The organism is Eubacteriaceae bacterium Marseille-Q4139 (genome assembly GCA_018223415.1).
In the GTDB taxonomy this organism is placed as follows: Bacteria; Bacillota; Clostridia; order Lachnospirales; family Lachnospiraceae; genus CABSIM01.
Map to the genome: position 1 here is coordinate 207,649 of JAGTTQ010000001.1, position 12,394 is coordinate 220,042.

At 56.3% G+C, this 12,394-nt stretch carries 11 protein-coding genes; 2 read left to right on the forward strand and 9 right to left on the reverse strand.

All coding sequences use genetic code 11. The annotated features are described in order from the left end of the window. Positions 1–181 precede the first annotated feature (181 nt). Complete coding sequence (locus KE531_01035; GenBank protein ID MBR9952216.1) at positions 182–928, forward strand: SDR family oxidoreductase; 747 nt, start codon at positions 182–184, stop codon at positions 926–928. Between the two features lie 30 nt (positions 929–958). Beyond that, the gene (locus tag KE531_01040; protein ID MBR9952217.1) at positions 959–1,621 is read left to right on the forward strand and encodes an AroM family protein; all 663 of its coding nucleotides are present in this window, start codon (positions 959–961) and stop codon (positions 1,619–1,621) included. 76 nt (positions 1,622–1,697) lie between these two features. Here the strand turns inward: KE531_01040 and KE531_01045 are convergent, their stop codons facing one another. From KE531_01045 to rbfA, 9 genes are all read right to left on the reverse strand, one after another. Beyond that, positions 1,698–3,098, reverse strand: coding sequence for an amidohydrolase (locus KE531_01045; GenBank protein MBR9952218.1), 1,401 nt, complete (start codon positions 3,096–3,098; stop codon positions 1,698–1,700). 258 nt (positions 3,099–3,356) lie between these two features. After that, entirely contained in the window at positions 3,357–5,558 is a 2,202-nt protein-coding gene (locus KE531_01050; protein MBR9952219.1) for a polyribonucleotide nucleotidyltransferase, read from the reverse strand. A gap of 194 nt (positions 5,559–5,752) precedes the next feature. Further along, positions 5,753–6,019, reverse strand: a complete 267-nt coding sequence (gene rpsO / locus KE531_01055; protein ID MBR9952220.1) for a 30S ribosomal protein S15 — start codon at positions 6,017–6,019, stop codon at positions 5,753–5,755. A 146-nt stretch (positions 6,020–6,165) separates the two neighbouring features. Beyond that, positions 6,166–8,031: a L,D-transpeptidase/peptidoglycan binding protein gene (locus tag KE531_01060; GenBank protein MBR9952221.1), complete on the reverse strand. Its 1,866-nt coding sequence runs from the start codon at positions 8,029–8,031 to the stop codon at positions 6,166–6,168. Positions 8,032–8,040: 9 nt separating this feature from the next. After that, the gene (locus KE531_01065) at positions 8,041–9,174 is read right to left on the reverse strand and encodes an AI-2E family transporter (protein ID MBR9952222.1); all 1,134 of its coding nucleotides are present in this window, start codon (positions 9,172–9,174) and stop codon (positions 8,041–8,043) included. Then, a complete protein-coding gene (locus tag KE531_01070; GenBank protein ID MBR9952223.1) occupies positions 9,164–10,108 on the reverse strand; it encodes a bifunctional riboflavin kinase/FAD synthetase in 945 nt (314 codons plus the stop codon). Before KE531_01070 ends, KE531_01065 begins: the two co-directional genes overlap by 11 nt. A 1-nt stretch (position 10,109) precedes the next feature. Beyond that, on the reverse strand, positions 10,110–11,012 hold the full coding sequence (gene truB / locus KE531_01075; protein ID MBR9952224.1) for a tRNA pseudouridine(55) synthase TruB: 903 nt from the start codon (positions 11,010–11,012) through the stop codon (positions 10,110–10,112). Position 11,013: 1 nt separating this feature from the next. Beyond that, complete coding sequence (locus tag KE531_01080; GenBank protein ID MBR9952225.1) at positions 11,014–11,973, reverse strand: bifunctional oligoribonuclease/PAP phosphatase NrnA; 960 nt, start codon at positions 11,971–11,973, stop codon at positions 11,014–11,016. Between the two features lie 19 nt (positions 11,974–11,992). Further along, the gene (gene rbfA / locus KE531_01085; GenBank protein MBR9952226.1) at positions 11,993–12,388 is read right to left on the reverse strand and encodes a 30S ribosome-binding factor RbfA; all 396 of its coding nucleotides are present in this window, start codon (positions 12,386–12,388) and stop codon (positions 11,993–11,995) included. Positions 12,389–12,394 lie beyond the last annotated feature (6 nt).

The following is a 12,394-nucleotide window of genomic DNA, read 5'->3' on the forward strand; positions in this document are numbered from 1 at the left end:
TTTTTAAGATATGTTCCGGCCGACGATTGGTTGAGGAAATTTTATTCAAAAATACGTGCCAGTCATGGAAAAATCTGTTACAATCAAAGAAAGGAACGAATAGTTCCGTATTCTTTACGGAACCATAGGACTGTATCTTGAAAACAGAACGGAAAATCACAGGAAAACAGGAGGTATGCCCATGTTACTGAACGGAAAAACAGCCGTCATCACCGGCGGCACGAGAGGAATCGGCTACGCAGTTGCAAAGAAATATCTGGAAAACGGTGCTCGCGTCGTTTTATTCGGCTCGAAAAAAGAAACGGCCGCTGCCGCCGTGGCTTCCTTAAAAGAAATCAACCCGGACTGGAAGGTCAATGGGATGTGGCCGGATCTGAAAAACCCGGAAGAAATTGCAGATGCCTTAAGACAGGTGCAGGAAACCTGCGGCTCCCTGGATATTTTAGTCAACAATGCAGGAATTTCCCAGAGCACGCCGCTCTATGACTACGATCCCGCCGACTTCCGGAAAATCATGGATCTCAACGTGCTCTCCATCCTCTATGCCTCCCAGGCGGCGGCAAAGCTCATGAAGAAACAGGGCGGCGGCGTCATTATCAACACCAGCTCCATGGTCTCCCTTTACGGCCAGCCGTCCGGCGTTGGCTACCCGGCCAGCAAGTTTGCCGTCAACGGCATCACGAAATCCCTGGCAAGAGAGCTCGGCCGTGACGGGATCCGCGTCAACGCCGTGGCTCCCGGCGTAACGGAGACTGATATGGTAAAAGCTCTCCCGGACGAAATGATTAAACCCCTGATCGCCACAATCCCTCTGGGACGCATCGGGACACCGGAGGACGTCGCCAACGCCTTTTTATTCCTGGCAAGCGACATGGCCGCATATGTGAGCGGTGAAATCCTCTCCGTGGACGGCGCCGCCAGAAGTTAATAAAGGTTCGGAAAGGAGCTGTTTCAAATGATTAAAATCGGTGCCATAACCGTCGGGCAGTCGCCGCGGACAGATCTGACCCCTGAAATGCTGCCGATCCTTGGGGATTCCATTTCCCTAATTCAAATGGGCGGCCTGGACGGGCTTACGCGGAAAGAAATCGAGGCCTTCGTTCCGGCCGCAGACGATCACGTGCTCGTCTCCCGGCTCACGGACGGAAGCTCCGTAACCTTCGGCGAATCCCACATCCTTTCAAGGCTCCAGGACTGTATCGGCGCCCTGGAAAACGACGGCGTCTCCATGATTGTCTTTTTATGCACCGGAGAATTTCCGGAGAACTTTCGCTCAAAAGTTCCGTTAATCTTTCCGAACCGGATCCTGACTGCCATGGTGCCTGCCGTCTATCCCGGCTGCCGGCTGGGAGTGCTGACACCGTCGCCGGCACAGATCTGCCAGATGACGGAAAAATGGTCGCAGGTCACGAGCCGCGTTTTCGTGGCGGCCGCCTCCCCTTATGAGGGGCTCTCAGGCGTCGAGACGGCCGCCAGAACACTTCCGGAGGAGGCAGATCTCATCGTCCTCGACTGCATCGGCTACACGGAAGAAATGAAAGCGCTGGTACAGTCTGTCACAAAAAGGCCGGTTCTCCTGCCGCGGACGCTGGTCGCCCATGTTTTAAAGGCGCTTGCCTGAAGCGGCTGACGGTCAGGCCGACGAATAAAACCTGCCGGAAAAGGTTGTGAAAAACCCTCTCCGGCAGGTCTCTTTTTTAATACAAATGCGGCTCCACATCCGCCGGAATCAGGCACTCATACTTCTGCCCCTTCATCCGCTTGTCAAATTCTTCACGCGCCTTCGTTAAAAGCTCCGGCTTCTCCGTCAGCGTCACCGCCGCGTCGGCCAGCACCCTGGCAGCCGTCAGGCAGCCCTTTAAGGCGATGGTGGATTTTCCCTGGCCTGTCCACTGCCAGCTGTGGGCGCCTGCGCCGTAGCTGTAACAGTTCACGCGGATCTGCGCCGTCGGCACAACCCAGCTCACATCGCCCACATCCGTGGAGCCAGGCGCGCACTCTTCCGAATGGATCCTGTCCACGAACATATCGCAGAGCTCCGATTCCATGATATTGTCCTTGAGAGCCATAATGTCCTTCACGGCAATGGGAAGGTCGGCAAACAGCTCTTCTTCATCGAAAGACGCCTTAAATTTTCCGGCGTACTCCCGCTCTTCCTTCGTGTATTCCGGGATTCCGACCTTTAAATAGGACTCACGCAAAACATCCTCCAAGGCAAAGTTCGGCATGGTATCATAAAGCCCCTCGTCAAAGATGATATCCACGGTCGTTCCCGTAATCAGGGCAGCGCCGCGGGCCACATCGCAGACACGCTCATAGAGCTTTTTCACCTTCTTTGCGCTGGTGGAGCGGATTAAGTATTTCACCCTGGCTTCCGCCTGCACCACGTTGGGGGACTGGCCGCCGCTGTTGATAATCGCATAATGCACCCGCTCTGCCGGCTCCATGTGCTCTCTTAGGTAGTTGGATCCCACGTCCATGATCTCCACCGCGTCCAGGGCGCTCCGGCCCAAGTGCGGCGCCGCCGCTGCGTGGCTGGATACGCCGTGGAAGTCGAAAAATGCCTGGATGCAGGCCTGGCTGGAGCCAGTGTCCACCATGTGATAATTGCTGGGATGCCAGGTGAGGGCCGCGTCTGCATCATCGAAAAAGCCGGAACGCGCCAGATAGGCTTTTCCGCTTCCGCTCTCCTCCGCCGGGCAGCCGACAATCTTTACGGTTCCCGATACGCCGTGCTCTTTTAAATAATCCCTGTAAAGAAGCGCCGCGCCGATGGCTCCCGTCCCCAGAAGATGATGGCCGCAGCCATGGCCCCGCTCTTCGGAAGATAACGGCGCGTACCGGCACGCATCTGCCTCCTGGCTCATGCCGTGAAGGGCATCGTACTCCGCGAGGAAGCAGATCACCGGCTTTCCTGAGCCGTAAACTCCCACGTATGCCGTGTCCATGCCGGCGATTGGCGTCGTCACCTCAAAGCCCTGCTCCCGCAGAAATTCCACCATCCGCGCACAGGATTTCTTCTCCTCAAATGCCGTCTCCGAATATCCCCAGATATCGCAGAGCAGCGAATAAAGCTCCGAATCGTATGTTTTGCTCATTGTTTTTGTACCCCTTTCTCCTGTCGGCTCCGGCCTGCTGTCCGGACGCAAAACAGATCTGATAGTATTTTATCACGGCCGGCCGCCCGTGTCCATCCCTGCGGCTGCCGAACAGAGGGAAACTTTCCTCTGCATGGCTGCTGCGTCCATGCTCCCGCGCGTCAGACGCCCTTCATGCAGGCATAGCGCCGTCTGACGGGCTTTTGCGCCAAAAAAGAGACGAAGCCCGCAAAGAACCTCGTCTCTTCCTTTTATTTCTTATTCGCTGTCTTTTCTCTCTCTTCTGTCGGAACGGCCTCCGCGGTCTCTTCTGTCGCCGCCGCGGTCGCTTCTCTCGCGTCTCTCGGGACGTGTGAGCTTCTCAAGGTCAGCCGTCATGTCCTCGGGACGCATGGTCAGGTTGATTCTGCCCATCCGGTCTACTTCCACAACTCTTACGGTCACTTCGTCGCCGATCTTCACAACGTCCTCGACCTTCGCCACACGCTTGTCGGAAAGCCTGGAGATGTGAACCATACCGTCCTTGTTGGGCGCTAACTCCACGAAAGCGCCGAAGTCCATCATGCGGACAACCTTGCCGGTAAAGATCATGCCCGGCTCTACCTCGGTAACGATGTTCTTGATGATGGCGATGGCCTTGTCGATCATCTCCTGGTCGGTGCCGCAGACATTGACGGAACCGTCGTCCTCGATGTCGATCTTCACGCCGGTCTCTTCAATAATTCTGTTGATAACCTTGCCCTGCTTTCCAACCACGTCGCCGATCTTCTGCGGGTCAATGCTGATCTGCGTGATCTTCGGCGCATAGGGGGACAGCTCTTTTCTCGGCTCGGAGATCACCGGAGCCATGATATTGTCCATGATATAGAGGCGCGCCTCACGGCAGCGGCGGATGGCTTCCTCGATAATCGGGCGGGTCAGGCCGTGAATCTTGATATCCATCTGGATGGCCGTGATTCCCTTGTGGGTACCGCCGACCTTGAAGTCCATGTCGCCGAAGAAGTCCTCAAGTCCCTGGATATCCGTAAGCACCAGATAATCGTCGTCAGTCTCGCCGGTCACAAGGCCGCAGGAGATACCTGCTACCATGGACTTGATCGGCACACCGGCTGCCATTAAGGACAGGGAGGACGCACAGATGCTGGCCTGGGACGTGGAGCCGTTGGACTCCATGGTCTCGGATACGGTACGGATCGCATACGGGAATTCTTCCTCGCTCGGAAGAACCGGGATCAGGGCGCGCTCTGCAAGGGCGCCGTGGCCGATCTCCCTGCGTCCCGGTCCTCTCGACGGCTTCGTCTCGCCTACGGAGAAGGACGGGAAGTTATAGTGGTGCATATAACGCTTGGATGTCTCGTTTTCGTCAAGACCGTCAAGCCTCTGTGCCTCGGAAAGGGGCGCCAGGGTGCAGGCATTTAAGATCTGCGTCTGGCCGCGGGTAAACATACCGGAGCCATGGACTCTCGGCAGGATGTCAACCTCTGCTGCCAGCGGGCGGATCTCGTCGATCTTACGGCCGTCGGGACGCTTGTGATCCTTTAAGATCATCTTGCGGACGGTCTTCTTCTGGTACTGGTAAACGGCGTCGCCGATGAGCGGCAGCCATTCTTCGTTCTCTGCAAACGCCTCTTCCAGACGCTCGGTGATGGCGCGGATGTTCTCCTCGCGGGTCTGCTTGTCGTCGGTGAAGACGGCCTCTTCCATTTCTGCCGGCGGGACGATTTCCTTAATGGCGTTAAATAACTCCTCCGGGATCGCGCAGCTCTCATAGGAGTGCTTCGGCTTTCCGCACTCGGCCACGATGGTGTCGATGAATTTGATGATCTCCTGGTTGACCTCATGAGCCTTGAAAATGGCCTCCAGCATGGTGTCCTCCGGAACCTCGTTGGCGCCGGCCTCGATCATGATGACCTTTTCTCTCGTGGAAGCAACGGTCAGGGCCAGGTCAGAAACCTTTTTCTGAGCCGCCGTCGGGTTGATGATGAACTCGCCGTCGATTAAGCCCACCTGGGTCGTGGCGCAGGGGCCGTCAAAGGGGATGTCGGAAATGCAGGTTGCGATGGCGGAACCAAGCATGGCTGTCAGCTCCGGGCTGCACTCCGGATCCACAGACATGACGATGTTGTCCAGGGTCACGTCGTTTCTGTAATCCTTCGGGAACAGCGGACGCATGGGGCGGTCGATGACGCGTGCCGTAAGGACTGCGTTCTCGGAAGCCTTGCCCTCTCTCTTTGTGAAGCCGCCGGGGATTTTTCCGACTGCGTATAACTTCTCTTCAAATTCCACGCTTAACGGGAAGAAGTCGATCCCGTCTCTCGGCTTGTCAGATGCTGTCGCCGTGGAAAGGACGACGGTATCGCCGTAGTGCATGAATGCAGCGCCGTTTGCCTGCTTTGCAACGCGTCCCACCTCAACGGTCAGGATGCGGCCTGCAAGTTCCATTGAAAAACTCTTGAACATGGCTTATCTCCTTTTCTTAAATCTGAGACAGAAGAAGCCGAAACTACTAAACCACGCAGGATGGGCTCCTGCCCGCTTTAGCGGTCTCGGATGTTTCTTCTGTCTGTAACCGGGCAGGGGATGGTTTCTCCTGCCTGTGCCGCATGATACAAAGGGCGGAGTCCACCTAATGTCCCCCGCCCTCGTGTCTGCTATTACTTTCTGATTCCTAACTTCTCGATCAGCGCACGGTAGCCTTCCAGGTTTGTTTTCTTCAGGTAGTCAAGGAGACCGCGTCTCTGACCTACCATCATAAGAAGGCCGCGTCTGGAGTGATGATCCTTCGGGTTGGCTTTCAGATGCTCGGTGAGCTCTGTAATCCTGTGGGTAAGGATTGCGATCTGAACTTCCGGAGAACCGGTGTCTCCCGGCTTTCTGCCGTACTCTGCGATGATAGCTGCTTTCTTTTCCTTGGAAATCATGATAAGTTCCTCCTTAAAAAATTAAATTCTTACCGTTCACCAGGCTTTGGCCGGAGCTGCCGGAAAACCGAGTGCCGGCGCGTTACATACAGCGTGTATTATAGCATACAGCCCTTCAAAAGTAAACCGGATTTTTATTTTTTCCGTTAAAATCCGGGGCCTGCCGGCGATTCCGACTCTTCCGGCACGTCTGCAAAGCCCGGCTCCCTGGGAACCTCGGTGGTTTCCGGGGCTTCGGTGGGTTCAGGCGCGGCCGTCGTCTCTTCCGGCGCGGCCGTCGTTTCCAGCGTCGTCGTTGTCTCCTCCGGCGCGGCCGTTGTCTCGGGTGCTGCCGTCGTTTCCGGCGCGGCCGTTGTCTCGGGTGCTGCCGTCGTTTCCGGGGCCGCCGTTGTCTCTGGCGCCGCTGTCGTCTCCGGCGCGGCCGCCGTTGTCTCTGGCGCCGCTGTCGTTTCCGGCGCGGCCGTTGTCTCGGCTGCCGTCGGCTTCTCGGCATCCGGGTCGTTCTGGGCCGTGGTCGTCGTGGACGCTGCCTCGGTGCCGTCTAAGAAATAGCAGAGCACCGGCATTCCTGAAGAAATATTCTCAAAAATGACCTTTGCTACCTTCGGCGGCAGGTTGATGCAGCCGTGGGAGCCGCTGGTCTTATAGATGGTGCCGCCGAAGCTGCTTCTCCAGGTGGCATCATGCATGCCGATGCCGCCGTTAAAGGGCATCCAGTAGGATACCGGCGTCTTATAGTCCTCTCCTGTCAAGGTCGCGTCCTTCTGCTTATAGGTCAGAGGATAAGCGCCGTCCGGCGTCCCCCATCCCTTTGACACGTTCCCGGAGACGAAATCCGACTCCACGAGGAGTTTTCCGTCTTTATAAAAGAAAAGGTGCTGTGCCGTCAGGTTGATTTCCACATAGGTATTTCCATAGTCGTTGGCGCCGTGGCTGGCCGCCTTCTGGGAATACTCCGGCTCCCTGGTTCGCTGCTCGCCGGCCTTTACGATTTCCAGGACGGCTGCCGTCTCTTTCTCCTGATTGATCTTCCAGCCGTAGTTTCCCGTCTTGATGGTCACGGTCTTACCATAGGAAGTTTTCAGCGTCTTCGGCTTATATGCCGTATCATATCTGGACGCCAGGTTCTTCACATACTCTGCCGCCTTCGACGAATCAATGCTCACGCTCGTGCCGTCCACCGTCAGCCAGTTGTGGATCGTGTCGCCGCTTAAAACCTCGGTCTTATCGCCGAAGGTATAATTGATGACGGCACCTGTGTAGGTATTTAACGTCCCGCAGAGGGAGTTAAGCCCCGCATCGTCCGATAAAATCTCCGGAGACTCATAACAGCCGGCCTCCTCCAGATCCAGCTCTGTCTTAAGGCCCATGACGGCCGCCTTCACGGCCTCCGCCGTCTTTACGGGATCCAGCGTCGTTCCCTGCACCTCCGGAACCACCGTATAGCCCTTAATGGAACTGTCATAATCGGAAATATGGGCATCCTCCGGCGCCGTCATGGCCTCCGGATCCATGAACTCCATGGCCGAAAGCTCCGAAGAAAGAATCTCCTCATCGAAGGCAATCATGGTCTCGATCTCATAGGAGGACGTCTCTCCGCCGCGGAAGGCCCATTTCATCGTATCCTGTTCCTTCAGGTACTTTTCCAGGCTCCCGTCAAACTCCGAATGGAGCCCGATGGCCTCGCCCGAAATCTCCCCGGTCTTCCCGTCCCTGGCTTTAATGAGGAGACGGTATCCTTCGATGCCGGAAGAAATTTCAGACTTCACCTGATAAACGCTTTTATCTGACACATCAATATCATTGATGACCGTATTGGGGAAAAACACGGTCTCGTACTTTTTCGCCTGTCTTATGTAGGAAAATCCGGCGATCCCCCCGACAAGGAGGATCCCCGCGCCGACGCCTGCAAGAATTTTAATCCGAAGCGCTTTTCCTGCACTGTCCCGGCTCTCTCTCGTCTGCCTGCGGCTCCGTCCCCGGCTGCCCGGCCTTCTCTGTTCTCCTTCCATCAAATTCTCCTATCCTTTTATTGTCTTTTCTCCAAGCCTGTGGGCCACGGCCGCGCCTGCCAGCTTATAGACGGACGCTGCCAGCGGGACGCCGATCAACATCCCGGCAATCCCCATGACGCCGCCGCCCACCGTCACGGCCGCCAGAACCCAGAGCCCCGGAAGCCCGATGGAGGAACCCACCACCTTCGGATAAATCAGGTTTCCCTCAAGCTGCTGGAGCACCACCAGGAACACCAGGAACAAAAGGGCCTGGAGCGGGTTCACCGTAAACACCATAAAGGCGCCCACAGCAGCCCCAATATACGCGCCCACCACGGGAATCAGCGCCGTCGCCCCCACCACAGCGCCTGTCATAAGCGCGTAGGGAATCCGAAGAAGCGACATGCCCAAAGTACAGAGCAGGCCGATGATGACGGCCTCCATACACTGGCCCGTGATGAAATTCGTAAACGTCTCATGGAATGTAGCTGCCACATAGAGGATCTGCTTTCTCGTCCCCGGCTTAAAGCATGCCCGCAAAAGCCTGTCCGCCTGCTTTTTTAACACCTCTTTTTCTGCCAGCAGATAGATGGCAAAAATCAGCGCAATCAAAAGCTCGGCTGTCCTGCCCACAACGCCTGCCGCTACGGCCACCAGGGAGTTGAAAATCCCGCCGGCGCCGGCCAGCACAAGATCCAGCCCCTTCTTAAGCATGGACTGCCAGTCCACATCCACCGACTTAAGCGTCTCCTGGAACGTCGGAAGTTCACTAGAATTTTCAATGGCCCAGGTGCGGATCTGTTCCACAAGCGGCGGGATCTCATCGGTAATCAGGCGGATACAGGAGATGAGCTCCGGCACCACCAGCTTCATGATAAGTGCAAGGATTAAAACAAGAAGCAGAAGGGATAAGACGATGCAGACCGGCCTGCGGCTTTTCGCAGCAAACCCGCCCGTCTTTCCCGGGAAATATATCTTTTCTATTTTCTTTAACAGAATGTTGAGCACATACGCGGCCGCGCAGCCCAAAAAAAGCGGCGCCGCAGCCCCGAAAGCCAGCCTGACGGCTCCCAGGATCTCCTCAAAATACTTCACAAACAGGCAGACAGCCGCTGCTGTCCCGCCGATTGCCAGATATTTCACGTATTCCTTATTGCCCATTCCGTATCCTTTCCTGTTCAAAATACGCCCGGGCACCCTGGATGTCCCGGTTTAACTGTTCCTTTAACTCCTCAATGGAAGAAAAACGGCTCTCCGGCCTCATGAACTTCAGGAATTCCACCCGAATCTCCCTTCCATAGAGATTTCCGTCAAAATCAAACAGGTATGTCTCCACTCCGGCCGGATTTTCGCCTTCAATCGTGGGTTTCTTCCCCACATTTGTGATTCCGGCATAGGTTTTCCCGCCTGTCTTTACCGTGACGGCATAGACGCCGAACCGCGGCAGGTGCTTTTCCTTCTCCGGGATTACGTTTGCCGTCGGGTACAGCTTAGAACGCCCGATGGCGTTTCCATGGCTCACGGTGCCTGTCACAAAATAGCGGTAGCCCAGAAGCTCTGCCGCCTTCTCCACATTGCCCTCCGCCAGCATCTCACGGATATAGGTGCTGCTGATAATCCTGCCGTCCCGGTCCCGTTCCTTTTCCACCACGAAAAACCGGTAGGCGTACTTCGGCGCCAGCTTCTCAAGAAGCTCCTTATCGCCGGCGGCCTTGTAGCCAAAATGGCAGTCAGGCCCCGTGACGATCACCTCAGCATTCATCTTTCCCGTAAGGATTCCGGCCACAAACTGCTCCGGATCCATGCGGCAGACCTCCTCGTCAAAGGGGTATTCCACCAGGTAGTCAATGCCTGCCTCGCAAAGAAGCTCCTGGCGCTCTTTATTCGTCATGATGACGGTCTGGGGCTTTTTGTTCACCAGGGCTCCCGGCGGCGTGGAAAAGGTAAAGATTGCCGCCTTAAACCCCAGCTCCTTCCAGTGGAGCATTTCCTTAAGAAGCTTTCTGTGCCCCCGGTGGAGCCCGTCAAACTTCCCGATGCTGACAACCGTCGGCTCTTCGATCTGAAATTCTCTGGTACCTGCAAGATACTGCATGTCAATTTCCTCCCAGAAAAACTTTTCTTGGGTAAAACATTTGCTTTTCCGGCCGGAAGCCGTAAACGCCGATGAACAAGCCGGCCGAATCATAGACCTTAAATTCTTCCTCCGGCTTCGGCTCCAACAATCCATCCTTACCAAAAGGATTCCCATTTCTCAAAAGCTTATCGAGCTCCCCGCCTTCCGAGCGGATTTCCCGAAGCTCCGAAAACGCCGCCTCCACGGGCATCACGGCCTCAAAAAGCCGCCCCTCGTCCTTAAGCTTCTGAAGCGCGTCAAGGGTCAGGCTGTCCTCAAGGCGAAAACGCCCCACCCTTGTCCGGAGAAGCGTTTTCATGCATCCGCCGACACCGAGCTTTTCCCCGATGTCATGGCAGAGCGTCCGGATATACGTCCCTTTGGAGCAGGTGACGGTAATCACCGCCTCGGGGAGCGCCATGCTCTCGATCCGGATCTCATGGATTTTCACAGGGCGCGGCTTCCGCTCCACCTCTTTCCCCTCCCGGGCCAGCTCATAGAGCTTTTTCCCGTTTACCTTGAGGGCAGAGTACATCGGCGGCACCTGCTCATAATCGCCGAGGAACGAAAGGACGGCCTCCCGCACGGCTTCCTCTGTAAGGCCCGACGTGTCCTTCGTCTCTAAAACGGTTCCCGTCGTGTCCTGGGTATCCGTCACGGTGCCAAGAAGCAGAGTGGCCCGGTAGGTCTTGTCCCGGTCAGCCAGCATGTCGCAGAGCCTCGTTCCCTTTCCGGCACAGACCGGGAGGACGCCTTCTGCGGCCGGATCCAGCGTGCCCGTGTGGCCCACCTTTTTCTGCCCCAGGATCCCCCGGAGCCTGGCAACCACGTCATGAGACGTCCAGCCTGCTTCCTTATACACGTTTATCATTCCATCGTACATGTTATCGTCCTTCCAGCTGGACGGCGACTGCATCCGCCACCTTTTTGATGAGCTCCGGGATTTCCCCGTGCATCGTACAGCCGGCCGCCCGCATATGGCCGCCGCCGCCGAAACCGGCCGCAATCCGGCTCACATCCGTCATGCGGTTGGAGCGCAGGCTCACCTTGCACTCCCCGTTTTCTCCCGTCTCATAGATCAGGACGGCACAGTCGGCGCCCTCTGTGACGCGGAGCTGGTCGATGATCCCGTCCACGGCCTTTACGGTGCAGCCGAACCGGTCAAGCTCCTCTTTTGTCACATAGGACCAGACGAGAAGCCCGCTAAGAAGCAGCTCGCTCTTTAAAACCGTGTTCCCAAGGAGCCTGTTCTGGCCGTAGGTGCGCCTGTAAAAGCTGCCGTCGATGATCTCCTGGAACTTTACGCCTTTTTCCATCAGGCAGCCGGCGATTTCCATCGTCCTTTTTGACGCGCTGCTGTACTTGAAGACGCCGGTGTCATGGACAATTCCGGTATAAAGGCATTCCGCCGTCTTCAGGCTTATTTTTTCTTCCTCCATAAGCCCGAAAAGGACTTCACAGGTAGAGCTGGCCTTCGCGTCGATGACGTTTACGTCTGCCAGGCCCCCGTTTGTGATGTGGTGGTCGACGCAGAGGCTTTTTGCGGCGCTTTTAAGATATCCGGCAAAACCCCCGAGCCTTGGAACGTCACTGGCGTCCAGGGTGATGCAGAGGTCGAATTTCTTCTCCGGATCGTATTCATGGCACACCTCGTGATAGCCCTTCAGATAATCGAATTTCTGCGGCATGGACTCCAGGCAGACTGTCACCTCGATCCCCTCATAATTCTCCCGCAGATAATTCCAGAGTCCCAGGCAGGAACCGATACAGTCCCCGTCCGGGTTCACATGTCCTAAAATTACGGCAGTTTTCCTGTCCTTTAAGCTTTCTGTTAAAATACCCACCGGCGTTCCTCCTTTGGTTTTATGCCAGCCCGCTGTCGTTTCCGTCTTCTTCTGTCTCCTCCGATTCCTTCGCCACCTCGTCGATGAGCCGCGTCATGCGGACGCCGTACTCGATGGACTGGTCGAGGACGAAGTGCACCTCCGGCGTGTTCCGGAGATTTACCATCTTGGCAAGCTGCGTGCGGATGTAGCCCTCCGCGCTCTTTAAGCCTTTGATGGTTTCTTTGGCCGTCTCCTCGTCTGCCAGGACGCTGATATACGCCCGGCAGAGCTTGAGATCCGGCGTTACCTGGACAAGCACCACGCTTGTCATGGGATGGATCCTGGGGTCCTTGAGCTCCGAGCGGATGATTTCGCTCAGAGCCTTCTGGACCTCACCGTTGATCCTTGTATTCTTAATGCTGTTTTTCCTCATGCTGCT

Coding starts and splice junctions, on each gene's coding strand:
- rbfA (MBR9952226.1), bottom strand. CDS start 12,388: ATGAGGAAAAACAGCATTAAGAATACAAGGATCAACGGTGAGGTCCAG.
- rpsO (MBR9952220.1), bottom strand. CDS start 6,019: ATGATTTCCAAGGAAAAGAAAGCAGCTATCATCGCAGAGTACGGCAGA.
- KE531_01060 (MBR9952221.1), bottom strand. CDS start 8,031: ATGGAAGGAGAACAGAGAAGGCCGGGCAGCCGGGGACGGAGCCGCAGG.
- KE531_01070 (MBR9952223.1), bottom strand. CDS start 10,108: ATGCAGTATCTTGCAGGTACCAGAGAATTTCAGATCGAAGAGCCGACG.
- KE531_01045 (MBR9952218.1), bottom strand. CDS start 3,098: ATGAGCAAAACATACGATTCGGAGCTTTATTCGCTGCTCTGCGATATC.
- KE531_01065 (MBR9952222.1), bottom strand. CDS start 9,174: ATGGGCAATAAGGAATACGTGAAATATCTGGCAATCGGCGGGACAGCA.
- KE531_01050 (MBR9952219.1), bottom strand. CDS start 5,558: ATGTTCAAGAGTTTTTCAATGGAACTTGCAGGCCGCATCCTGACCGTT.
- KE531_01035 (MBR9952216.1), top strand. CDS start 182: ATGTTACTGAACGGAAAAACAGCCGTCATCACCGGCGGCACGAGAGGA.
- truB (MBR9952224.1), bottom strand. CDS start 11,012: ATGTACGATGGAATGATAAACGTGTATAAGGAAGCAGGCTGGACGTCT.